The organism is Bradyrhizobium guangdongense, assembly GCF_006483445.1.
GTDB classification, from domain to species: Bacteria; Pseudomonadota; Alphaproteobacteria; order Rhizobiales; family Xanthobacteraceae; genus Bradyrhizobium; species Bradyrhizobium guangdongense_A.
In genome coordinates this window covers 18,134-39,990 of sequence record NZ_PPPT01000115.1, presented here as the reverse complement: position 1 = coordinate 39,990, position 21,857 = coordinate 18,134, and the positions used below count along the sequence as shown (strand labels likewise).

Here is a 21,857-nt window from a genome sequence, read left to right as displayed (position 1 = left end):
CCTTGGATCGTCTCGCCTGAAGTTTTCTGGCATCACCTGCTGCGGTAACCGAGAGTTGCATCCTCTTGAGGTGGAAATAAACCTGCGAATTTGCCTGTTCAGTTTTCTCGATTTGGAAATTATGATAGATCCTTTCCACCTGCCTCCCGGGAGCGTGTGGTGGATACCATCCTGAACATCAAAGCGTTTTTGCTCGTCGCGGAAACCAGCAGCCTGACCGCGGCGGCTCGTCAACTCGGCGTAGTGCCTTCGGTCATCACCAAACGCATCAACCGGCTCGAGGATCAGATGCGCGTGCAACTCCTCCACCGGACGACCCGGCGGATCACGCTGACGCCCGAAGGTGAGATGCGGCTGCCTCGACTGCGTGCGGCAGTGGGCCAGATCGACAGCATCTTCCAGGACTCGGCGGCATCGTCGGCGGAAGTGGAGGGGCATCTGCGCATCAAGTCACCGACCACGATCGCAATCCGCAGTCTCGGAGAGATGCTGCCCCGATTTCAGCTCTTGCACCCGAAGATCAGCGTCGAACTGGTCATGCTGGATCGTTCCGTCAATCCAGTGGAGGAGGGCTTCGACATCGCGATCGGGGCCTTGCCGACGTCCTACCCCGGGGTCATCGACGAGCCACTCTGCGCTTATCCGCGCGTGCTCTGTGCCGCGCCCGCCTATCTCGCCCGCTATGGCGAGCCCAGCCACCCGCGCGATCTGGTCCAGCACGATTGCCTCACCTTCGCAACGACCGGATTGAGTTGGGGGTTCGAAAGCCGCCGCGGCCTGATCAATGTCGAGATCAAGGCCCGGCTGAGTGCGAACGACAGCCAGTTACTGTTGCGCGCGGCGCTCGCTGGTATGGGCATCGCGCGCCTCGCCAAGAATGTCGCCGAGCCTGCATTGTCGAGTGGACTGCTCGTGCCCGTTCTCGCCGACTACCCCGTCCCGGAGTTCTGGATCAAGGCGCTCGTGCCGCGGAATCGCCAGGACCGCCCGGCGGTTCGCAGCTTCGTCGACGCCCTGAAGGCACACTTTGGTCAATCACTGGGGAGACCGCACGACTGAGCAGCGAACAGCCATGCGACGCGTCAATTCGCTGCGAGATGTGCGCTGTGAAGAATGTTCGGGTTCCGCCGTAACGCCTCGGGTTCGGAGAAATTCAGCCGAAGCACTTCTCGCGGGAGTTCGCAGCAGCGTCGCCCAGTGCATCTACGCGGAGGGCGCTGGCGCTGCTGGGTCCGCGGAGATTTGCATCCCCGGCGGGTTCAATTTCTCGAAGCCGTTTTATTATGGCGGAGAGGGAGGGATTCGAACCCCCGATAGGCTTGCACCTATGCCGCATTTCGAGTGCGGTGCATTCAACCACTCTGCCACCTCTCCTTGAGTGCCAAATCGGGGCGGACCCCTGTGGTCGGGGTGTCTTCTAGGCGAGGATGGCTGGCCAGACAAGGCGCGAAAGCCGAAAATCCGCCACCTCCTTGAAGCATGGGAACAGGCATGGAGCATCTTCAGGTCAAGGCCAACGGCGCCAGCTTCCATGTGGCGCGCACCGGCACGGGCAAGCCGCTGCTATTGCTGCATGGTTGGCCGGAATTCTGGCTGACCTGGGAGCCGGTGATGACACGGCTTTCCGGCCGCTTCACGCTGATTGCGCCCGATTTGCGCGGGTTCGGCGACAGCGACAAGCCCGATGGGGCGTACGGGCCGGACCAGCACGCAGCGGACATGCTGGCCCTGATGGAGGCACTCGGGATCGAGCGATTCGGCGTCGTCGGTCATGACGTCGGCGGCGCGGTGATGCAGCCGATTGCGCGCCGTGCCGCAGGAAGGCTCGCCGGGCTGTTCTTTTTCGATTTCGTCTATCCTGGCATCGGGCCGCGGATGGCGGCGCCCGACCGGCTCAATCACATCTGGTACCAGTCCTTCCACCAGATGGAGATGGCGCCACAGCTCGTGGGCGCGACGCGCGAGAGCTGCCGGCTCTACATCGCGCATTTTCTCAAAAGCTGGTCGCATCGCAAGCACGCCTTCGACGACGTGCTCGAGGCCTTCGCCGATAATTTCTTCAAGGCGGGGAATCTCGCCGGCGGCTTTGCGCATTATCGCGCGGCCCACGCCGCGCGCATCGCCATGATGAAGGGCGAAGCGCCACCATCATCGCCGATTGCAGTGCCGACCTGCGTGCGCTGGGCCGAGCATGATCCGCTGTTTCCGTTTGAATGGACCGATCGTCTCGCAGAGACGTTCAGCGAACTCGATCTCGCAATGTTCAGCGATGTCGGACATTTTCCGCATCGCGAGGATCCGGATCGCGCGGCGGAGGAGATCGCAAGTTTTTTTCAGCGGAAAGGCTGGGGCTAAACCCCCACGGGTGGGACCGCCAGACGCGGTAAACACTGGCGGTCCCGTGCCGCTCATAAAAATCTGGTCGGGAAGGGCGGCTTCGCCGGCCAGGTGAGACGACGGAATCGACCCTAGCGACTGGCCTGTGCGCCGCAACGCAATCCCTCCCTTAACCTAACCGGTCAAGGTTACTCCTTGCCCTTTCGCTTGTTGTTCTCCGTAGACTCCCGGTCTTTTGCGTTGCCGTTCTCCTTGCGGCGGTTGGTGAACCGCGCATTGCCGAGGCCGGTGCCGATGGTGAGCACGCCCCAGCGCTCGACGTCCTGCATGAACGGCACTTCCGACAGGCCCTGCACCACGCCGTCATTGTGCATGAGGATCGCGGTGTCGTGCTCGCCGATGGCAGGAATGCCCTCGATCAGGCTCGCCGGCAGGTTGAACTTGCTGCTCTCCCAATTGCCGGGAAGATTCTGCGCGCCCTTCTCGATCGAACCGTCGTCGTTGATCACGCCGGGACAGGCGATGCCGATGAAAGGCGCGAGCTTGAAGCCCTCTTTTTCGGCTTCGGTGATCAGCCCCTTCAGCATCTTGGTGAGCCGCTTCACCGCGCCTTCGCGCGTCGGCTCGTCATCGGCGTGACGCCACAGGTCGGACTTCCACACTGCAGCTTTCGACAGGTCTTTTGCCTTCTTCCAGCGCGTTTCCACCACGCCGCAGCGGATATTGGTGCCGCCGATATCGACCGCGAGGATGCTGTCATGGGCCTCGAATATCCAGGATGGCGCCAGATGCAGCGTGCCGATCAGGCCGGCCTCGTCCGGATGGGCGCGGATCGGCACCATGTCGCTCTTGAAGCCGTCGGATTTGAGGATGATGTCGGCCCGCGCGATCGCGAGCTCCCCTAACCGGGAATCGCGAAAGCCGCCGCCGACCACGATCCGCTCGGTCTTGGCCCAGGCTTTGGTCTTGAGGAAGCGGCGCGTGACATAGGCGAGTTCCTGCGCAAATTCCTCGATCGCGCTGTGCACCACGGCGGAGGCCTCGGTGTCGTCGCCGACCAGCATGTCGTCCAGCAACTTCTTGCTGATCTTGTCCGAGGGCTCGTCGCCGAAGGGGTCCTCGCCCGACTTGCGCAGCGGCTTGCGCCAATGGTCCAGGATCTCCCGGAACGCGCCCTTGCTGGCGCGGTCGCCCAGGAAGCCGTCCTCGTCCTTGATCTCGATGTTGAAGCTGTCGACGTCCACCGACGGCAGCCGGCCCGCGCCGTGCTGCGCGATGCCTGTCGTCGCGACCAGTTCGTCCGTTGCCATGGTGAGCCCTTGCCCGCTTGCCTGTTCGGCGGGACAACGGCGCGGGAACCTGATGGTTGCAGGTTCGGTGTTTTTTCGAGAAACAACCCCATGCACAGTAGAAATCCGGCCCGAAATGCCCGCCAAATGCCTCCAATTTCGAGCATTTTTGGCCAGTTTTCCTTGACTTGGAGCGCTAAGCGGCTATAAATCCGCCCGATCCGGCGCGGGGCGTTCTCGCGCCGCTTGCTTTTGCGTGGATTTTCAAAGGGATAACTCCCGTCCACGCAACGATCATAAACCCATAGCGACTGACAAAAAGCCGACCCGGACGGTACGCCGCCCGCAAGGTCGGGAATGAACACGAAGGAAAAAAACGATGTTCGCAGTCATCAAAACCGGCGGCAAGCAGTACCGCGTCGTTCCGGATGATGTTCTCGAAGTAGGCAAGATCGAAGGCCAGGTCGGCACGATCGTGCAGTTGAATGAAGTTCTGGTGCTCGGCGGCGACACGCCGGTGCTGGGCGTTCCAACGGTCGCAGGTGCGTCCGTTGCGGTCGAGGTGCTCGACCACAAGCGCGGGCCCAAGGTCATCGCGTTCAAGAAGCGCCGCCGCAAGAATTCGCGCCGCAAGCGCGGCTATCGCGACGAGATCACGGTTCTGCGCGTCAGCGAGATCCTGACGGACAATGCCAAGCCCACCAAGGGCCCGCGTCCGAAGAGGGAGAAGGTGGCCAAGGAGCCGGCGGCGGAAGCCGCCGAGTAACGAGATTTGATCACGCCAATTCACGAATTGATGCGTGAGAAATTTTGAAATGATTCCGTCAAGGAATTGACCTAGAAATACGCAGGATTTCGGAGACGAGCCATGGCTCACAAAAAAGCAGGCGGTTCATCGCGCAACGGTCGCGATTCAAAGGGCAAGCGCCTTGGCATCAAGGTGTTCGGCGGGGAGCATGTGATTCCCGGCAACATCATTGCACGTCAGCGCGGCACGACCTGGCATCCCGGCCATAATGTCGGCATGGGCACTGACCATACGTTGTTCGCCAAGATCGAAGGTCGTGTCGAGTTCCAGGCCAAAGCCAACGGCCGCACGTTCGTATCGGTACTTCCGATGGCCGAGGCGGCTGAATAGACGGTGGATCAATTTGGAGTCCGCCGGATCCTACCAAACCGGCGGAGTCCTTAGGATCGAAAGATCGAAGGCTCCAGGGGAGGCGGGAAACCGGCCTCCCCTTTTCGTTTTGACTGATTGAAGTTGACGGAGCCGGACATGTTGCAGGACTTTTCGAGCACGACCTTGCACGAGGCGAGACCGAGCGTTGTCGCCACCGAGCGGCTGACGCTGCGCCGCCCGACGCTTGCCGACGTGAAGGCCATCGCGCGCCTCGCCAACGACCTCCGTGTCGCCGAAAACACCCGTCGGCTGCCGCACCCCTACCACCAGGATCACGCGGTGGAGTTCATCCGCGCCACTGCCGAGCTCGGCAGCGAGAGCGTGTTTTTGATCGAGCATGACGAGACCGCTGTGGGCATGGTCGGCATCGATCGCTCGACGCCCGGTGAGGCCGAGCTCGGCTACTGGCTCGGCGTCGAGCATTGGGGCCGCGGCTACGCCACCGAAGCCGCGCGCGGCGCGATCGACTTCTTCTTCGAGGAGTTTTGCGAGGACCACCTCTACGCCGGCGCGCGCGTCACCAACCCGGCCTCGCGCAACGTGCTGGAGAAGTGCGGCTTCCAGTGGAGCGGCGTCGAGCTGCACCGCTTCGAGGCGCTGGGGTCGTCGACGCCGGTCGACAGCTTTCGGCTGTCGCGTGGGGTGTGGTCGTCGTTGAAGAGCTGGAGCAGCGCGCGAAGGGTGAGGTAGAGCGCGGACGTCGCCACCCTCCCCTGGAGGGGTCCGAGACGAGCGTAGCTCGCTCGTGGGTCGGCTCACATTGAGCGCAGCGAAATGTGAGACGGGGTGGGGTGATCTCTCAACGCGGACAGCGTCAAACGTGGAGGGACCTTCACCCCACCCCGCTCGCCCTTCGCGCGATCGACCCTCCCCCTCCAGGGGAGGGTAAGGATTACACCGGTGGACTCACCTGCGTATCTTCCTGTCGGCCCAAATCGCGCTCGCGCAGATAGATGTAGAGGCCGGCGCCGATGATGATGGCGGCGCCGATGATGGTCGCGACAGACGGCACGTCACCGAACACGACGAAGCCGAAGATCACCGCCCACACGATCATCGAATATTGATAGGGCACGACCACGCTGGCCGGTGCGAGCTTGAGCGAGCGGTTGACGCAGAAGAGTGCTGCGACCGAGGTGAGACCTGCGAGCGCGAACATCACCAGGCTGCCGCCGGTCGGCGGCACCCAGTTGAACACCGAGAGCCCGAGGCCGAGCAGGAACGTACCGACGAATTGCGATGATGCCATCACGATATCAGGCGTCTGGCGCAGCGAGCGCGTGATCAGCATCAGCACAGCGAAGGAGAGACTGCCGCCGAGCGCGATCAGCGCCGGCAGGCTGACGGTCTGAGCCGACGGACGCAACGCGATCAGCACGCCGCAGAAGCCGATCAGGATCGCGGTCCAGCGCCGCCAGCCGACATGCTCCCCTAACAGGAGCGCGGACAAGGCGGTGACGAAGATTGGACCTGCGAGATAGTAAGTGATGACGTCGGCGAGCGGCAGGTAGACCGTTGCGAGAAAGAAGGCCGCGACCTCCAGCGTCGAGAGCGTCACGCGCAGAAGCTGCAGCCAGGGCCGTTCGAGCCGGGCAAATTCGTGGCGCTGCCGCCAGATGATCGGCGACAGCAGGAGCAGCGCCGCGCAGGCGCGCAGGAACAACAGCTGCCCCACTGAATAGGTCGCCACCATGAACTTGCCCATGGCGTCGCCGAACGAGAACATGAAGATCGACAGCAGCATCAGGGCGATGCCGGCCAACCGTGCGGAGCGTTCGTCGTAGGCTGAGAGTTTCTTGAAGAGAGGCATTGGCGCTGTTGTAGCGGCCTCACAGGCCGGGACAAGCCCGGCCACAGCGAATTGAGCGGATTGTCGCACCCTTCGCAGCGCGGTACCGATAGCTGTTGCCATCGCGAGAACAAAAGCCATGACCGCGTTCGATCCGACCCAGCACCGCATGGTCCCCGAGCAACGCTGGTTCGAGGATTTCGTCCTCGGCGAGCGCTTTGTGCTGCCGAGCCGCACCCAGACATCGGCGGTGTTCGCGGCGTTCCAGACCGCGAGCGGCGACACCCATCCGGTGCACTATGATGTCGAATATTGCCGCGCCCGCGGCATGCCGCACCTGCTCGCCCACGGTTTTCAGACCCTGATCCACACCGCGCCGGGCGCCGGCCTGTTTCCCTTCATGGTCGAGGACTCGCTGGTCGGCTTTCTCGAGCAGTCGAGCCGGTTCCTGAAGCCTGTGTTCGCGGATGACACGATCTATCCGGCGCTCGAGGTGATCGAGCTGGTCCCAGGCCGCACCACCGGCACGGTGACGCTGAAGAGCACGATCTACAACCAGCGCAAGGAGCTTGTGCTGGAGGGGATGCAGAAGTTTTTGATCCGGCGGCGCCCGGCGTGACGCCTACTCCACCACCCGATCAGCGCTCGCGAGCAGCGTCGCCGGCACCTCCAGCGACAGCGCCTTCGCCGTCTTGAGATTCAGCGCCAGCTCGAATTTCGACGCCTGGTAGAACGGGATGTCTCCGGGATAGGCACCACGCAGGATCGCATCGATATTGTTGGCGGCGCGCTTGTTCAGTTCGACGAGGTCGAAGGAATAGGTGATGAGGCCGCCGACATCGACGAATTCCGACAGCGGGTAGATGGCCGGAAGTGCTGAAGACGCGATCTGCACCGCGATCACCTCGCGCTTCGCCATCACGTCGGGACTGTCGCCGATCATGACCGCGTCGGCGCCGCCGGCGCGAATGCCCGCGATCAGATCCCGATAGCTCGCATCCGTCGTCGGGAACTCCACCAGATATGGCGTGACCTCGGTTCTCGTTGCGGCTGCGGCCGCGCGCACGCTCGGCCCCTGCACGCCATCCCATGCACCGCGCAGCGTAACGTAGGCGAGCTTCGAGAGCTTTGGATAGATCTCGCGCAGCAGCGCGATCCGCTTGCCGTGGATCGACGGGCCGGTGTCGACGCTGACGCCGGTGAAATTGCCGCCGGGGCGCGCGAGGTTTTGCGCGATCCCCTGCGCCACCGGATCGGCGGTCAGGGCCACGATCGGGATCTTGTCGGTGGCGCGCTTGAACAGGAGCGCGCCGGGGCCGACGATGTAGATCACATCGGGATTGCTGCGGACGACCGCCTCGACCAGCGCAGGCGCACCGATGCCGGCCTTTTCCGCACCCCAGCGCTCGATCGTCACCGTCTCGCCGCTGACCTGGCCGAGCCGGCGCAGCTCGGCGAACAGGGCGCGGTAATAGCGGTTGGTGCTGTCCTCCTGCATCAGGGAGGACGGCTCCGACGGGCTGTAGATCGCGAGCCGCTTGGCCCCGGCCGCGCTCTGCGCGCGGGCTCCGGACAGCATGGCGGCCGACAAAACGCCTGTAATGAACTCCCGCCGCCTCATTCCCACTCCTGCCCCTCTGGGCTCCCGAACCCGGTTAATCACGCCTGAAAATGACCGAATTTCGCTGCTTTTACGGAGAAGTTCGGGTTGCCGCGACCCCTCCCCTGCCCTACCTATGCCCAATGAAATTCCTCGACGAAGCAAAGGTCTATATCCGCTCCGGTGACGGCGGAAACGGCTGCGTGGCGTTCCGCCGCGAAAAATTCATTGAATTCGGCGGTCCCTCCGGCGGCAATGGCGGCCGCGGCGGCAATGTCATCATCGAGGTCGCCGACGGCCTCAACACGCTGATCGACTACCGCTACCAGCAGCATTTCAAGGCCCAGAAGGGCGAGAACGGCATGGGCTCGGACCGCCATGGCGCCAACGGCAAGAACATCGTGCTGAAGGTGCCCATGGGAACGCAGATCTTCGACGAGGATCGCGAGACGCTGATCCACGACTTCACAAAAGTCGGCGAGAAATTCGTGCTCGCCGAAGGCGGCAATGGCGGTTTCGGCAATGCGCATTTCAAGTCGTCGACCAACCGCGCACCGCGCAACGCCAACCCCGGCCAACCCGGCGAGGAGCGCTGGATCTGGCTGCGGCTGAAACTGATCGCCGATGCCGGCCTCGTCGGCATGCCCAATGCCGGCAAGTCGACCTTCCTCAGCAAGGTCAGCGCGGCGCGGCCGAAGATCGCCGACTATCCCTTCACCACGCTGCATCCGCAGCTCGGCGTCGTGAATGCCGACGGCCGCGAATTCGTGCTCGCCGATATTCCCGGACTGATCGAAGGCGCGCATGAAGGCACCGGCCTCGGCGATCGCTTCCTCGGCCATGTCGAGCGCTGCCGCGTGCTGCTGCACCTCGTCGACGCGACCTGCGAGCATGCCGGCAAGGCCTACAAGACGGTGCGCCACGAGCTCGACGCCTATGGCGGGCAGCTCACCGACAAGATCGAGATCGTCGCACTGAACAAGATCGACGCGGTCGAGCCGGACGAGCTGAAGAAGCAGAAGGACCGCCTGAAGCGCGCGGCGAAGAAGACGCCGCTCCTGATGTCAGGCGTCACCGGCCAAGGCGTCAAGGAAGCGCTGCGCGCGCTCGCCGATGTGATCGGCGAAGCGCCGGTGTCCGCCAAGGCGAAGGGTGCGGCGGAAGCGGAGCCCTGGGCGGGCTGAACCGTCGTCCCGGCGCAGGCCGGGACCCATACCGCGTGATCTCTCGATTGCGAACGGTCGCAGTACCGATCGACGAGTCTTCGCCAAACTACTCCCTGGGGTTATGGGTCCCGGCCTGCGCCGGGACGACAGCGGAATGTGTGGCCACGGGCGCGCGCATCACTGGCGGGTTGTCTTCGCCCGCGCGATAGCGCAGCATTGCACCCCAAAGAAAATGCAGGGGCGAGGCATGGCGCGCGCGAAGAACGTTCTCTGGATCATGTGCGACCAGCTTCGCTATGATTATCTCGGCTGCACCGGCCATCCCCGACTGAAGACGCCGAACATCGACGCCATGGCGAAGCGTGGCGTGCTGTTCTCCAACGCCTATGTGCAATCGCCGATCTGCGGACCCTCGCGGATGTCGTTCTACACCGGGCGCTACATGCGCTCGCACGGCTCGCACTGGAACGGCTGGCCCCTGCGCGTCGGCGAGCCGACGCTCGGCGATCACCTCAAGAAGATCGGCGTGCGCAACGTGCTGGTCGGCAAGACCCACATGGCGCCCGACCTCGAAGGCATGAAATCGCTCGGCATACCCCCGGAATCGATCATCGGCGTGCATGTCGCCGAATGCGGGTTCGAGCCCTATGAGCGCGACGACGGATTGCATCCCACCGGACGCCCGCGCCCGAAATACGACGAGTATCTGCGCAAGCAGGGTTTTGAAGCGCCGAACCCGTGGGAGCATTGGGCCAATTCCGGCGCCGACGATGACGGCAGTTTGCAGAACGGCTGGCTGCTGGTTCACGCCGACAAGGCCGCGCGCGTTCCGGAGGAGCATTCCGAGACGCCCTACATGACGCGGCGCGCCATGGATTTCATCAGCGAGGCCGAGAGCGATGGCCGGCCGTGGTGCCTGCATCTCTCCTACATCAAGCCGCACTGGCCCTATATCGCACCGGAGCCTTACGCCAGCATGTACAATACGGCGGATATGCTGCCGGCAATCCGCTCCGAGCGCGAGCGACAGAATCCGCATCCGGTGTTCGGCGCCTACATGGACATGCGTTACTCCCGCAACATGGCGCGCGACGACGCGCGGGAGAAGGTGATCCCGACCTATATGGGCCTGATCACGCAGATCGACGACCAGATGGGCGTGCTGATGAAGTTTCTGGAGGCGCGCGGCCTGCTGGAGACCACCATGATCGTGTTCACCTCCGATCACGGCGATTATCTCGGCGATCACTGGATGGGCGAGAAGGATCTTTTTCACGAACAGTCCGCCAAGATTCCGCTGATCGTGATCGATCCCTCGCCCGAGGCCGACGCCACGCGCGGTACGACGAGCGATGCGCTGGTCGAAGGCATCGATCTCGCGCCGACCTTCGTCGACTATTTTGGCGGCAAGGTGCCTGCGCATATTCTCGAGGGACGCTCGCTGCTGCCGCTGCTGCGCGGCGCAAAGCCGGCCGACTGGCGCAAGGTCGTGTTCTCCGAATACGACTACGCCATGCAGGATGTGCGGTTGAAGCTGAACCAGCCGATCGAGCGCTGCCGCCTGTTCATGGTCTATGACGGCCGCTGGAAATACATCCACGCCTCAGGCTTCCGTCCGATGCTCTACGATCTGCAAACGGACCCGCAGGAATATCTCGACCGCGGAGATGATCCTGAATGTGCGGACGTCATCGCACGGCTTCAGGCCGCGCTGTTCGACTGGGCGCTGCATCCGAACGGCCACATCACCACGCCGAACGAGAAGATCGCTTCCTATGCCGACAACCAGATGCAGGTGAAGGGCGGGATCTTGATCGGCATCTGGGACGAGAAGGAGCTGGCTAACATCCGCGACGGCATCGCGCAGCGCACGAAGTTGTAAGCGCTACCCTCTTCGCCTCTCCCCGCTTGCGGGGAGAGGCCGGAATCCGCGCAAAGCGCGGATTCCGGGTGAGGGGGACTCTCCGCGAATCGAATTCGTCGATGATCAACGATCCATCCACGCCGTCATTGCGAGCGCAGCGAAGCAATCCAGAGTCTTTCCACGGATGCAGTCTGGATTGCTTCGCTGCGCTCGCAATGACGGAGGCTAAGCCAGCCCGAGTCCGACTACCACCGCCCCCGCGGAGAGTCCCCCTCACCCCAACCCTCTCCCCGCAAGCGGGGCGAGGGAGAAAAGATCAATTCTCGATCTTGTAGCCCGTCGCCTTCACGATCGGCTGCCAGAGGGCGATGTCGGCGGCAAGCTGTTTTGACAGGCCCTCCGCCGTGCTGCCGACCGGGATCAGGCCGATCGCCGTCAGCTTCTCCTGCACCTCGGGTTTTGCCATCGTCGCCATCGCGGCGGCGCTGAGCTTTGCGGTGAAATCCGGCGGGCTGCCGGCGGGGAGCCACATGCCATACCAGCCGTCGGCGACGAGATCGATGCCACTCTCCTTGAAGGTCGCCACCTCGGGCACGAAGGGCGAGCGCTCTGCGCTCGAGACCACGAGAATCCTCACGCCCTTGGCGCGGTGCTGCGGGACTGCGTCGGCCAGCGTGGTGATGCCGAACGGGATGTGACCGCCGATGAGATCGGTGATGATCGGCGCGGTGCCGCGATACGGTACGCGCGTCATGGGAATGCCGAGATCCTTCTCGAGCTTCGAGCCGGTGAAATGCGGGATGGTGCCGTTGCTGGGCACGCCGAACGACGTCTTGTCCGGATGCGCCTTCAGCCAGGCGACAAAACCCTTGAAGTCGGTCACCCCGATCGACGGGCTCACCACGAGCGCGAATTCGAAGCGCGCGAGCAGCGACACCGGCACGAAGTCCTTCGCCGTGTCGAAGCTCGGCGTCGTCTCCACCATCGGCAGCAGATACATGGTGGGGCCCGTCGTCACCAGGATGGTGGCGCCATCGGGGTTGGCGCCCTTCACCGCCTTGATGCCGATCAGGCCGTCGCCGCCGGTCCGGTTTTCGACGATGATGGTGCGTTCGAGCATGGGCGCCAGATGCTGCGCCACCAGCCGGCACAGCGTGTCGCCGCCGGCACCCGCCGCGAAGGGGAAGATGATTTTGGTCAGTGGACCGGATTGGGCCCGCGCGGCGCCGGACTGCGCCAGCCATGGCAGCGAAAGGCCTCCGGCAATGAAGCTGCGGCGGTCCATGTGCTCTCCTCCCCGTTATTCGTTGTCCGAGGCATAGACTGGCGCGGCGGGCGCCGACAAGAGCGCCGTTCGGCCAATATACCGGGCTCCTGACCGGCTCCGCCGCCTTGCGCCGGCCACCGTCCTGCTGCAAAAGCTAGCCGCATCGGCGCCGCGTTGTCGCTCCGCCGCTCCCAGATCAGAGCAATTCGTCGCACACGCCATGGCCAGCCCCGAACTCAGTCAATTCCGCCGTATCGTCGTCAAGGTCGGCTCGGCCCTGCTGGTCGATTCCGACGCCGGCGAGGTGCGCGCGTCCTGGCTCGCCGCGCTCGCTGACGATCTCGCAAAACTGCACCGCGAGGGCCGCGACGTCCTGATCGTGTCGTCGGGCTCGATCGCGCTCGGCCGCAGCCGGCTCAAGCTGCCGCGCGGTCCGCTGAAGCTGGAAGAGAGCCAGGCCGCCGCCGCCGTCGGCCAGATCGCGCTGGCGCGGATCTGGTCGGAAGTGCTCGGCGATCACGGCATCGGCGCCGGGCAGATTCTGGTGACGCTGCAGGATACCGAGGAGCGCCGCCGCTATCTCAATGCGCGCTCCACCATCGGCAAGCTCCTGGAGTGGCGCGCGATCCCCGTGATCAACGAGAACGACACGGTCGCCACCAACGAGATCCGCTATGGCGACAATGACCGCCTCGCCGCGCGGGTCGCCACCATGGCGAGCGCCGATCTCCTGGTGCTGCTGTCCGACATCGACGGCCTCTATGACGCGCCGCCGAAGAACAATCCGAACGCCAAGCTGATCCCGGTCGTCGACAGCATCTCCTCCGAGATCGAGGCCGTGGCCGGCGATGCCGAGTCCGAGCTGTCGCGCGGCGGCATGCGCACCAAGGTCGAGGCCGCGAAGATCGCGACGACGGGCGGCACGCATATGCTGATCGCCTCGGGCAAGATCGAGCATCCGCTTCAAGCCATCGCCGACGGCGGCCGCTGCACCTGGTTCCTGACGCCGGCCAATCCCGTGACGTCGCGAAAGCGCTGGATCGCCGGTACCCTGGAGCCGAAGGGCACGCTGACCATCGACGCCGGCGCGGTCCGGGCCTTGCGCGCGGGCGCAAGCCTGCTGCCGGCCGGCGTGATCAAGGTCGAGGGTGAGTTCGCCCGCGGCGACGCCGTGATCGTGCGCGGCCCCGACACGCGCGAGATCGGCCGCGGCCTGATCGCCTATGACGCCGACGATGCCGAGCGGGTCATCGGCCGCTCCTCGAAGGACGTGATGGCCATTTTGGGCATCAGCGGAAGGTCCGAGATGATCCACCGCGACGATCTGGTGGTGGGCGGGTAGCGGCCAACCAGACGACTACTGCATATCGTCCGCATTGATGTCTTGCCGGCCGTGCACGATACGGATTACCTCGACGCCGTCAGACAGCGGAACGTAGAAGATCACGTAGTTGCCGACAGCAAAACTATGCAGGTCTCTTCGCAACTCGGCGCGCTTTCTGCCAGCCAATGGGTTCTGGACCAGCATCTCAAAAATCTCGCCTATGCGCTGAATTTGACGATCTGCCGCACGCACGCTGTCCGCAGCAATGAACTCCCAGATGGAGTCGAGATCGCGGTCGGCCTGTGGAAGCTTGCGGAATCTATTTGTCACGTTTGCGCGCGGCCAGTCGCTGCCGTCCCCGCGCCTTGATGTCTTCCATCCACTGACTGATGTCGCCGACCTCTTCCGCCGGCCCGCTGTCGAAACCCTTCTGGATCTCTTCGCGCAGTGCCTCCAGCTTGACCTGGCGGCGCTGTTCGCGCTCCTCCACGAGGCGCAGACCCTCACGCATGACCTCGCTCGCGGTGGCGTAGCGCCCGCTCTCGAGCAGGCCCGCGATGAAATCCTCAAAATGCTTGCCGATGGTGTAGCTGCTCGCCATCAGGGGTCTCCTATATCATTTTATGATATGTAATGAGGGACTGGATTGGCAAGCTGTCCCGCGCAGGTGTAGGCCAATGGCCGATGCGAGACACCTTGCCAGCCGCGAGGGCCGTGCAGCCATACCCGCCCTACCCTTCGCAAATGCGGGATTTCCGTGCTAGGACACCGCCTTAGCAGAAGGTTCAACCGCTATGGCCACCCCCCTCAAAGCCCTCGACGGCACCGCCGATCTTCAGGCGCTGATGTCCGACCTCGCCGCTCGTGCCCGCGCTGCGGCGCGTGTGCTGGCGCTGGCGCCGGCCGAGCAGAAGAACCGGGCGCTGGAGGCGATGGAACGGGCGATCCGCGCCAACGCCGCGGCGATCCTCGCCGCCAACGCCGAAGACGTGGCCGAGGCCCGCGCCAGCGGCGATGCAACCTCTGCCTTCATCGACCGCCTGGCGCTGACGCCGGCGCGCGTCGAAGCCATGGCCGAAGGCATCGCGATCGTGCGCGGCATTGCCGATCCCATCGGCACCGTCACCGAAAGCTGGCAGCGGCCGAACGGGATGACCATCGAGCGCGTCCGCGTGCCGCTCGGCGTCGTCGGCGTGATCTTTGAAAGCCGGCCCAATGTCGCGGCGGACGCCGGCGTGTTGTGCCTGAAGGCCGGCAACGCCGTGATCCTGCGCGGCGGCTCCGACAGCTTTCGCTCCTGCCGTGCGATCCATGAGTGCCTGACGCAGGGCCTGCGCGAGGCCGGCCTGCCCGAAGCCGCTATCACGCTGGTGCCGACGCGCGACCGTGCGGCGGTCGGCATGATGCTGTCGGGCCTCGACGGCGCGATCGACGTGATCGTGCCGCGCGGCGGCAAGAGTCTCGTCGCGCGCGTCGAAGCCGAGGCACGCGTGCCCGTGTTCGCGCATCTCGAAGGCGTCAACCACGTCTATGTCGATGCCAGCGCCGATCTCGACATGGCGAAGTCGATCGTGTTGAACGCAAAAATGCGCCGGACCGGCGTCTGCGGCGCTGCCGAGACGCTGCTGGTCGATCGCGCAGCCGCCGCAACCAAGTTGAAGCCGTTGGTCGAGATGCTGATCGAGGCCGGTTGCGAAGTGCGCGGCGACGCCGCCGTGCAGCACGCCGATGCGCGCGTGAAGGCGGCGTCCGAAGACGATTGGGACGCCGAATATCTCGACGCGATCATTGCGGCAAAGGTGGTCGATGGCGTCAATGGCGCGATCGCGCATATCCAAAACCACGGCTCGCACCACACCGATGCGATCGTCAGCCAGGATGAAGCGGCCGCGCAAAAATTCCTGAGCGAGGTCGATTCCGCGATCGTGCTGCACAATGCCTCGACGCAGTTCGCCGACGGCGGCGAGTTCGGCTTTGGCGCCGAGATCGGCATTGCCACCGGCAAATTCCATGCGCGCGGCCCTGTCGGGGCCGAGCAGTTGACGAGCTTCAAGTACCGCGTGCACGGCACCGGACAGACGCGACCGTAACGTCGCGAGGCGCGGGCGTTGAGCAACACATTCCTGGTGCCGCCCTTCGTGGCGCAAGCGCTTCCGCCCTCTACGAGCGGCATGCGCATCGGGCTGCTCGGCGGCTCCTTCAATCCGCCGCACCAAGCCCATCGCGCGATCAGCCAGTTCGCGCTGACGCGCCTCAAGCTCGACCGCGTGTGGTGGCTGGTGACGCCGGGCAATCCGCTGAAGGAGAACGGCGCGTTGCACGCGCTCGGCGAGCGGATGAAGGCCGCGCGCGAGGTCGCCGACGATCCGCGCATCGCGGTGAGCTGTCTCGAATCCGTCATCCGCACGCGCTACACTATCGACACGATCAACTTCTTGCGCCGCCGCGCAAGCGGCCTGCGCTTTGTCTGGATCATGGGCGCCGACAACCTCGCGCAATTCCATCGCTGGCAGGACTGGCAGCGCATCGCGGCCCAGATGCCGATCGCGGTGGTTGATCGCCCTCCACAGAGTTTTCGCGCCCTCGCCTCGCCGGCGGCCCGCGCGCTCGCGCGCTACCGTTTGCCCGAGAATGAGGCAGGGCTGCTTGCGGATCGGCGCCCGCCCGCCTGGGTCTTCCTCACCGGGCTGAAGCTCAGCCTGTCCTCGACCACCCTGCGGAACCCGGACGGAAGCTGGAAGGCACCCAAGTAAGGCAATGGCGGTTGGGGGAGCACTGGCGTATTGAAACCCTTAACCCCACATGATGTAGTGTAACGGCGGACCCCGGATTCGGGAGTTCGCGATACAGGAAAGGAATGGTCCCTGGCCCCGTCTGTATTGTCCAAGTCTGTTTTACCCAAGGTCAAAACCGCGCGTAAAACATCGACCCAAGCTGCGGCCTTGAAGGCGCAACCCGACGCCGACAAGACGCTGAACCTGATCCTCTCCCGCCTGGACGACATGAAGGCGGAAGAAACGGTCACCATCGACCTTCGCGGCAAATCGGCGTACTCCGACTACATGATCGTCACCACGGGCCGTGTGAACCGGCACGTCGGCGCGATCGCGGAAAACGTCACGAAGGGCCTCAAGGAAAACGGCATCAAGAACATCCACGTCGAGGGCTTGCCCAATTGCGACTGGGTGCTGATCGATTCCGGCGATGTGATCGTGCACGTGTTCAGGCCCGAGGTCCGCGAGTTCTACAATCTCGAGCGATTGTACACGCAGGGCCCAGGGGCTGCGAAAGCAGTCGCGGCGAAGGCGATCTAAGGGTTCGAGGCCGATTTCGAATCGGCTGACGCGCATGCTAGCGTCCTGCGCGCGCATGCTGTGCGCGGTTCAATGGACGCTCATGCGTGTCGCTGTCATCGCTGTGGGCCGGCTGAAGCAGGGGCCGGAACGGGAGCTTGCCGACCGCTATTTCGAGCGGTTCGACGAGATCGGCCGCAAGCTCGGCTTCCGCGAGCTCAAGGTCCACGAAATTCCCGAAAGCCGTGCGCGCGACGCCGCCACGCGCATGGCCGAAGAGGCCGCCGCGATATCCGCGCATATTCCCGACAAATCGGTCATCGTGGCCATGGACGAGCGCGGCCAAAATATCGATTCGACCGTATTCGCACGGAATCTCGGGCGCTGGCGCGACGAAGGCAGCGCACATACAATATTCGTCATTGGCGGTGCGGACGGACTTTCGCCCGAATTGCGGCGTAAGGCCAAGCTCGCAATGGCGTTCGGCTCGGCGACCTGGCCGCATCAAATGGTCCGCGTCATGCTTCTGGAACAGCTTTATCGGGCCGCAACCATCCTGGCCGGCCACCCCTATCACCGCGCGTGATGCGCGCACAACGAGCACCTTTGCCGACGAGATGCGCGCGCCGTTCCTCAATCTGCTGCTGATCGCAGGCACAAGCCTCGCAGGCGCAAGTCTCGCGCAAGCGCAGACGGCGGCGCCTGCGCCGCAGACCGCAGCCGTATCTCCCGAGGCGATCAAGCAGCGCGAGCAGGAGCTCGAGGCGGCGCGTGCGAAACAAAAGAGCGCCGAAGAGGCGCAGGCCAAGCTGAAATCCGAGATCACGACGCTCGGCCAGGACCGCACCCAGCTCAATCAGCAATTGATCGACACCGCCGCCAATGTGCGGACCGTCGAAACCAAGATCGGCGAGGCCGAGGCGCGTCTGACCGCGCTGAACGGCCGCGAACAGCAGATGCGCAACTCGCTCGATTCGCGGCGTGCCGACATCGTCGAGGTGCTGGCCGCACTTCAGCGCGCCGGACGGCGCACGCCGCCGGCACTTTTGGTGCGCCCCGAGGACGCGCTGCAATCGCTGCGCACGGCGATGCTGCTCGGTGCCGTGGTGCCGGAACTGCGCGGCCGCGCCGAGAAGATCGCAAGCGAGCTCGGCGAGCTCGTGGCGCTCCGCAAGAATATCGGTGCCGAACGCGATCAGCTCGCCGCCGACCGCGACAAGATTCGCAACGACCAGACCCGCCTCGCAGCGCTCGTCGAGGAGCGGCAGCGCCAGCAATCGGCGCGGGAAAAGGATCTCGACGCCGAGAGCGCGCGCGCCATCGCGCTGTCGAAACAGGTCGGCGACCTCCAGGGCCTGATCGGCAAGATGGAGCAGGACATCAAGAGCGCCGCCAAGGCGGCGGAAGCTGCCAAGGAGGCCGCGAATCGCGCCGCCGCAACCGCCGGTGGCAAGCCGACCGCGGCCGCGTTCAAGGACCGGTCCCGGACCAGCCCGGCGATCGCCTTCGCCTCGGCCAAAGGCCTGCTGCCTCTGCCCGTCAACGGTAACAAAATCAGGGATTTTGGCGGTTCCGACGGCTCGGGCGGCGTACAAAAAGGCATTTCTTTGGCAACCCGGCCGGGCTCCCAGGTCACAACGCCGTGTGACGGGTGGGTGGTCTATTCAGGGCCCTTCCGCAGCTATGGACAACTCTTGATCCTCAATGCCGGGGGCGGGTATCATGTCCTGATCGCCGGGATGGAGCGCATTTCGGTAAACATCGGACAGTTTGTGCTCACGGGGGAGCCGGTCGCGGTGATGGGGTCGACGTCGCAAGTCGCTTCCATTCTCGCCACCAACGCGAGTCAACCTGTGCTCTATGTCGAGTTCCGCAAAGACGGCACTCCAATCGATCCAGGCCCATGGTGGGCCGCAAATGAAGGCGAGAAGGTTCGCGGATGATGCGCAAGACTTCAGTTATCCTCCTCAGCGCGGCCACCGGTGCAGCGCTGACGCTGTTCGTGACCCAGCCGCGCGCGGTGTTCATGGGCTCGAGCGCGCGGGCCGCCACCGCGGACACCTATCGCCAGCTCAATCTGTTCGGCGACGTCTTCGAGCGCGTGCGCTCGGACTATGTCGAGAAGCCCGATGACACCAAGCTGATCGAGTCGGCCATCAGCGGCATGCTTACCGGCCTCGATCCGCATTCCAGCTACATGGACGCGAAGAGCTTCCGTGACATGCAGGTGCAGACCCGCGGCGAGTTCGGCGGCCTCGGCATCGAGGTCACCATGGAGGACGGCCTGATCAAGGTGGTCTCGCCGATCGACGACACGCCGGCTTCGCGCGCCGGCATCATGGCCAACGACATCATCACCAATCTCGACGACGAAGCGGTGCAGGGCCTGACCCTGAACCAGGCGGTCGAGAAGATGCGCGGCCCCGTCAACACCAAAATCCGGCTCAAGATCATCCGCAAGGGCCAGGACAATCCGCTCGACGTCACGCTGGTGCGCGACAACATCCGGGTACGCTCGGTGCGCGCGCGCGTCGAGCAGGACGACATCGCCTATATCCGCATCACCACCTTCAACGAGCAGACCACCGAAGGCCTGAAGCGCGAGGTCGCCAACCTCTCGAACCAGATCGGCGACAAGCTGAAGGGCTACATCATCGACCTCCGCAACAATCCGGGCGGTCTCTTGGAGGAAGCGGTCACCGTCTCCGACTCGTTCCTGGAGCGCGGCGAGATCGTCTCGACCCGCGGCCGCAATGCCGAGGAGACCCAGCGCCGCTCCGCGCATGCGGGCGACCTCACCAAGGGCAAGCCGGTCATGGTGCTCGTCAATGGCGGCTCGGCCTCGGCCTCGGAGATCGTCGCCGGCGCGCTGCAGGACCACAAGCGTGCGACCATCGTCGGCACGCGCTCCTTCGGCAAGGGCTCGGTGCAGACCATCATTCCGCTCGGCTCGGGCAACGGCGCGCTGCGCCTCACCACCGCGCGCTATTACACGCCGTCGGGCAAGTCGATCCAGGCCAAGGGCATCGTGCCCGACATCGAAGTGCTGCAGGACGTGCCGGACGAGCTGAAGGCCCGCACCGACACCAAGGGCGAAGCTTCGCTGCGCGGCCATCTGAAGAACGACGGCGACGAGAAGACGGGATCGCAGTCCTACGTCCCGCCGGACGCCAAGGACGACAAGGCGCTCAAGCTCGCCGCCGACCTGCTCCACGGCATCAAGAACAGCGCATCGGCTGCACCCGCGCCTGGCGGCGACAAGGCTGCTGCGGACAAGCCCAAGGCTGCCAACTAAGGCGGCGAACTAAACGGCCCATCGGCCTCATACGAACCAATCGCAAAGGGCGGCTCCTGGAGCCGCCCTTTTTGCTTGAAGTTCCCACTGCTTCGCGGGGCCCCGGCCTCTCCCGGCCTGCCGTGGCCCAACCGCGCCGTGGTATCGTCGCGCGAGTGATTCGGGATCGCGCATGACAGAAACGGCCGATGATCTGAGCACCCCGCTCGGACAGGACAAGCCGCGCCGGAAACGGCGACTGCGGCTGCCGTTCACGTTCATGCAGGCCCTCGCCGTGCTGCTCGGCCTGTTCCTGGTCGCCTTCGGCGGCTTCGCCATCTTCAACAAGGACCCGCTTGGCGGCGAACCGATCACGAGGGTCGCGATCCGCGAAGCCAAGGCCCCCGCCGATGAGAAGGCCGCCATGGCGCCCGCGGCCGGCGGTCACGAGACCAAGGCTGTGCCAAAGCAGGCCGCACCCGGTGAGCAGAAGACCGTCACCATCATCGACGGCTCCAGCGGCACCCGTCATGACGTCGTGATCGGTGCCGGCGGCGAAGCGAGCGACAAGCCCGGCGACCCCGCCGCCGCGCCGTCCACCGCCGCCATGACCGGCGTCGACCAGCGGCTGCTGGAAAAGGGGCGCTACGGCATGATCCCGGTGGCGGCGGCCGACATGAAGCCGTTCACCACCTACGCCGCCGAAGCCGATCGCGCCAAGGCCGCCAAGATGCCCGTGGTCGCGATCATGATCGGCGGCCTCGGCGTCGGCGCGGCCAAGACCACCGACGCGATCATGAAGCTGCCCGGCGCGATCACGCTGGCCTTCACGCCCTATGGCGCCGATCCCGCAAAGCTCGCCGAGCGGGCCCGCGCGCAGCGCCACGAGGTCTTTTTGCAGCTCCCGATGGAGCCCTACGACTTCCCGGACAACGATCCGGGGCCGCAGACCCTGCTGACGTCGCTGACCGCGGACCAGAACCTGGACCGGCTGCAATGGCACCTCAGCAGGATGCAGGGCTATGCCGGCATCGCCAACTTCATGGGCGCGCGCTTCATCGCCACGGAAGCCGCGATGGCCCCGATCATCCGCGAGGCCAACAAGCGCGGGCTCGGCCTGTTCGACGACGGCTCCTCGCCGCGCAGCGTCGCCGGCCAGATCGCCTCCAGCCAGGCCATGCCGTTCGGCAAGGGCGATATCGCCATCGACGCGGTGCCGACGGCCAATGAGGTCGACCGCGCGCTGACCAAGCTCGAATCGATCGCCCGCGAGCGCGGCGTTGCCATCGGCACGGCGTCGGCGCTGCCGGTCTCGATCGACCGGATCGGCGTCTGGATCAGGGGGTTGGAGGGCCGCGGCGTCCTGCTGGTGCCATTGACAACGGCGATGCTGAAATCAAAATCCAGCTAGATCAACGGATTGGTACGGCACAGGTCCTGGTGGGCCGATGAGGCCCGGCCAGGACAGACGCGA

Annotated in this window: 22 protein-coding genes and 1 tRNA gene; 16 read left to right on the top strand and 7 right to left on the bottom strand. The window is 64.7% G+C overall.

Going from position 1 to position 21,857, the window contains the following annotated elements:
• Positions 1-159: 159 nt before the first annotated feature.
• Entirely contained in the window at positions 160-1,059 is a 900-nt protein-coding gene (locus C2U70_RS17235) for a LysR family transcriptional regulator (protein ID WP_140979628.1), read from the top strand.
• 225 nt (positions 1,060-1,284) lie between these two features.
• On the opposite strand, the gene C2U70_RS17230 is transcribed toward C2U70_RS17235, so the two are convergent.
• Positions 1,285-1,374, bottom strand: a tRNA-Ser gene (locus C2U70_RS17230).
• 117 nt (positions 1,375-1,491) lie between these two features.
• Between C2U70_RS17230 and C2U70_RS17225 the strand changes: the two genes are divergently transcribed.
• Positions 1,492-2,355 (top strand): alpha/beta fold hydrolase, encoded by an 864-nt coding sequence (locus C2U70_RS17225; protein ID WP_140979627.1) that lies wholly within the window; start codon positions 1,492-1,494, stop codon positions 2,353-2,355.
• A 170-nt stretch (positions 2,356-2,525) separates the two neighbouring features.
• On the opposite strand, the gene C2U70_RS17220 is transcribed toward C2U70_RS17225, so the two are convergent.
• Entirely contained in the window at positions 2,526-3,647 is a 1,122-nt protein-coding gene (locus tag C2U70_RS17220; protein ID WP_140979626.1) for an ROK family protein, read from the bottom strand.
• Positions 3,648-4,005: 358 nt separating this feature from the next.
• On the opposite strand from C2U70_RS17220, the gene rplU reads away from it, so the two are divergent.
• From rplU to C2U70_RS17205, 3 genes are all read left to right on the top strand, one after another.
• Positions 4,006-4,392, top strand: a complete 387-nt coding sequence (rplU, locus tag C2U70_RS17215; protein ID WP_140979625.1) for a 50S ribosomal protein L21 — start codon at positions 4,006-4,008, stop codon at positions 4,390-4,392.
• Positions 4,393-4,494: 102 nt separating this feature from the next.
• Positions 4,495-4,764: a 50S ribosomal protein L27 gene (gene rpmA, locus C2U70_RS17210; protein WP_140979624.1), complete on the top strand. Its 270-nt coding sequence runs from the start codon at positions 4,495-4,497 to the stop codon at positions 4,762-4,764.
• 138 nt (positions 4,765-4,902) lie between these two features.
• On the top strand, positions 4,903-5,496 hold the full coding sequence (locus C2U70_RS17205) for a GNAT family N-acetyltransferase (RefSeq protein ID WP_186294312.1): 594 nt from the start codon (positions 4,903-4,905) through the stop codon (positions 5,494-5,496).
• Positions 5,497-5,698: 202 nt separating this feature from the next.
• Here the strand turns inward: C2U70_RS17205 and C2U70_RS17200 are convergent, their stop codons facing one another.
• On the bottom strand, positions 5,699-6,616 hold the full coding sequence (locus C2U70_RS17200; RefSeq protein WP_140979622.1) for a DMT family transporter: 918 nt from the start codon (positions 6,614-6,616) through the stop codon (positions 5,699-5,701).
• 118 nt (positions 6,617-6,734) lie between these two features.
• Here C2U70_RS17200 and C2U70_RS17195 point away from each other — a divergent pair, with 118 nt between their 5' ends.
• Positions 6,735-7,214 (top strand): MaoC family dehydratase, encoded by a 480-nt coding sequence (locus C2U70_RS17195; RefSeq protein ID WP_140979621.1) that lies wholly within the window; start codon positions 6,735-6,737, stop codon positions 7,212-7,214.
• Between the two features lie 3 nt (positions 7,215-7,217).
• On the opposite strand, the gene C2U70_RS17190 is transcribed toward C2U70_RS17195, so the two are convergent.
• Positions 7,218-8,216, bottom strand: a complete 999-nt coding sequence (locus C2U70_RS17190) for an ABC transporter substrate-binding protein (protein ID WP_140979620.1) — start codon at positions 8,214-8,216, stop codon at positions 7,218-7,220.
• 122 nt (positions 8,217-8,338) lie between these two features.
• Between C2U70_RS17190 and obgE the strand changes: the two genes are divergently transcribed.
• Positions 8,339-9,379: a GTPase ObgE gene (gene obgE, locus C2U70_RS17185; RefSeq protein WP_140979619.1), complete on the top strand. Its 1,041-nt coding sequence runs from the start codon at positions 8,339-8,341 to the stop codon at positions 9,377-9,379.
• 229 nt (positions 9,380-9,608) lie between these two features.
• Positions 9,609-11,243: an alkaline phosphatase family protein gene (locus tag C2U70_RS17175; protein ID WP_140979618.1), complete on the top strand. Its 1,635-nt coding sequence runs from the start codon at positions 9,609-9,611 to the stop codon at positions 11,241-11,243.
• Positions 11,244-11,541: 298 nt separating this feature from the next.
• Here the strand turns inward: C2U70_RS17175 and C2U70_RS17170 are convergent, their stop codons facing one another.
• Positions 11,542-12,510 carry a Bug family tripartite tricarboxylate transporter substrate binding protein gene (locus C2U70_RS17170; protein WP_140979617.1) on the bottom strand — a complete coding sequence of 323 codons (969 nt, stop codon included), beginning with the start codon at positions 12,508-12,510 and terminating at the stop codon, positions 11,542-11,544.
• 202 nt (positions 12,511-12,712) lie between these two features.
• Between C2U70_RS17170 and proB the strand changes: the two genes are divergently transcribed.
• Positions 12,713-13,834 (top strand): glutamate 5-kinase, encoded by a 1,122-nt coding sequence (gene proB / locus C2U70_RS17165; RefSeq protein WP_140979616.1) that lies wholly within the window; start codon positions 12,713-12,715, stop codon positions 13,832-13,834.
• Between the two features lie 15 nt (positions 13,835-13,849).
• Here proB and C2U70_RS17160 read toward each other — a convergent pair whose 3' ends face one another.
• Positions 13,850-14,146 carry a type II toxin-antitoxin system RelE/ParE family toxin gene (locus C2U70_RS17160; RefSeq protein ID WP_140979615.1) on the bottom strand — a complete coding sequence of 99 codons (297 nt, stop codon included), beginning with the start codon at positions 14,144-14,146 and terminating at the stop codon, positions 13,850-13,852.
• A complete protein-coding gene (locus tag C2U70_RS17155) occupies positions 14,136-14,417 on the bottom strand; it encodes a type II toxin-antitoxin system ParD family antitoxin (RefSeq protein WP_140979614.1) in 282 nt (93 codons plus the stop codon). The genes C2U70_RS17160 and C2U70_RS17155 overlap by 11 nt, the downstream gene beginning before the upstream one ends.
• 193 nt (positions 14,418-14,610) lie before the next feature.
• On the opposite strand from C2U70_RS17155, the gene C2U70_RS17150 reads away from it, so the two are divergent.
• From C2U70_RS17150 to C2U70_RS17120, 7 genes are all read left to right on the top strand, one after another.
• Positions 14,611-15,906, top strand: a complete 1,296-nt coding sequence (locus C2U70_RS17150; protein ID WP_140979613.1) for a glutamate-5-semialdehyde dehydrogenase — start codon at positions 14,611-14,613, stop codon at positions 15,904-15,906.
• A gap of 18 nt (positions 15,907-15,924) precedes the next feature.
• Complete coding sequence (locus tag C2U70_RS17145; protein ID WP_186294311.1) at positions 15,925-16,569, top strand: nicotinate-nucleotide adenylyltransferase; 645 nt, start codon at positions 15,925-15,927, stop codon at positions 16,567-16,569.
• 189 nt (positions 16,570-16,758) lie between these two features.
• Positions 16,759-17,130: a ribosome silencing factor gene (gene rsfS, locus C2U70_RS17140; RefSeq protein WP_140979612.1), complete on the top strand. Its 372-nt coding sequence runs from the start codon at positions 16,759-16,761 to the stop codon at positions 17,128-17,130.
• An 82-nt stretch (positions 17,131-17,212) separates the two neighbouring features.
• Positions 17,213-17,695: a 23S rRNA (pseudouridine(1915)-N(3))-methyltransferase RlmH gene (gene rlmH, locus C2U70_RS17135; RefSeq protein WP_140979611.1), complete on the top strand. Its 483-nt coding sequence runs from the start codon at positions 17,213-17,215 to the stop codon at positions 17,693-17,695.
• Between the two features lie 31 nt (positions 17,696-17,726).
• Positions 17,727-19,052: a murein hydrolase activator EnvC family protein gene (locus C2U70_RS17130; protein ID WP_140979610.1), complete on the top strand. Its 1,326-nt coding sequence runs from the start codon at positions 17,727-17,729 to the stop codon at positions 19,050-19,052.
• Entirely contained in the window at positions 19,049-20,404 is a 1,356-nt protein-coding gene (locus tag C2U70_RS17125) for a S41 family peptidase (RefSeq protein WP_140979609.1), read from the top strand. The genes C2U70_RS17130 and C2U70_RS17125 overlap by 4 nt, the downstream gene beginning before the upstream one ends.
• Positions 20,405-20,576: 172 nt before the next feature.
• Positions 20,577-21,794 carry a divergent polysaccharide deacetylase family protein gene (locus tag C2U70_RS17120; protein ID WP_140979608.1) on the top strand — a complete coding sequence of 406 codons (1,218 nt, stop codon included), beginning with the start codon at positions 20,577-20,579 and terminating at the stop codon, positions 21,792-21,794.
• Positions 21,795-21,857 lie beyond the last annotated feature (63 nt).

What these genes read in the sequence shown, in the direction of transcription:
- C2U70_RS17195 (WP_140979621.1), top strand. Translation starts at nt 6,735, where the DNA reads ATGACCGCGTTCGATCCGACCCAGCACCGCATGGTCCCCGAGCAACGC.
- C2U70_RS17155 (WP_140979614.1), bottom strand. Translation starts at nt 14,417, where the DNA reads ATGGCGAGCAGCTACACCATCGGCAAGCATTTTGAGGATTTCATCGCG.
- C2U70_RS17225 (WP_140979627.1), top strand. Translation starts at nt 1,492, where the DNA reads ATGGAGCATCTTCAGGTCAAGGCCAACGGCGCCAGCTTCCATGTGGCG.
- C2U70_RS17205 (WP_186294312.1), top strand. Translation starts at nt 4,903, where the DNA reads ATGTTGCAGGACTTTTCGAGCACGACCTTGCACGAGGCGAGACCGAGC.
- proB (WP_140979616.1), top strand. Translation starts at nt 12,713, where the DNA reads ATGGCCAGCCCCGAACTCAGTCAATTCCGCCGTATCGTCGTCAAGGTC.
- C2U70_RS17130 (WP_140979610.1), top strand. Translation starts at nt 17,727, where the DNA reads ATGCGCGCGCCGTTCCTCAATCTGCTGCTGATCGCAGGCACAAGCCTC.
- rpmA (WP_140979624.1), top strand. Translation starts at nt 4,495, where the DNA reads ATGGCTCACAAAAAAGCAGGCGGTTCATCGCGCAACGGTCGCGATTCA.
- C2U70_RS17150 (WP_140979613.1), top strand. Translation starts at nt 14,611, where the DNA reads ATGGCCACCCCCCTCAAAGCCCTCGACGGCACCGCCGATCTTCAGGCG.
- C2U70_RS17190 (WP_140979620.1), bottom strand. Translation starts at nt 8,216, where the DNA reads ATGAGGCGGCGGGAGTTCATTACAGGCGTTTTGTCGGCCGCCATGCTG.
- C2U70_RS17175 (WP_140979618.1), top strand. Translation starts at nt 9,609, where the DNA reads ATGGCGCGCGCGAAGAACGTTCTCTGGATCATGTGCGACCAGCTTCGC.
- rplU (WP_140979625.1), top strand. Translation starts at nt 4,006, where the DNA reads ATGTTCGCAGTCATCAAAACCGGCGGCAAGCAGTACCGCGTCGTTCCG.
- obgE (WP_140979619.1), top strand. Translation starts at nt 8,339, where the DNA reads ATGAAATTCCTCGACGAAGCAAAGGTCTATATCCGCTCCGGTGACGGC.
- C2U70_RS17125 (WP_140979609.1), top strand. Translation starts at nt 19,049, where the DNA reads ATGATGCGCAAGACTTCAGTTATCCTCCTCAGCGCGGCCACCGGTGCA.
- C2U70_RS17170 (WP_140979617.1), bottom strand. Translation starts at nt 12,510, where the DNA reads ATGGACCGCCGCAGCTTCATTGCCGGAGGCCTTTCGCTGCCATGGCTG.
- C2U70_RS17220 (WP_140979626.1), bottom strand. Translation starts at nt 3,647, where the DNA reads ATGGCAACGGACGAACTGGTCGCGACGACAGGCATCGCGCAGCACGGC.
- rlmH (WP_140979611.1), top strand. Translation starts at nt 17,213, where the DNA reads ATGCGTGTCGCTGTCATCGCTGTGGGCCGGCTGAAGCAGGGGCCGGAA.
- C2U70_RS17120 (WP_140979608.1), top strand. Translation starts at nt 20,577, where the DNA reads ATGACAGAAACGGCCGATGATCTGAGCACCCCGCTCGGACAGGACAAG.
- C2U70_RS17200 (WP_140979622.1), bottom strand. Translation starts at nt 6,616, where the DNA reads ATGCCTCTCTTCAAGAAACTCTCAGCCTACGACGAACGCTCCGCACGG.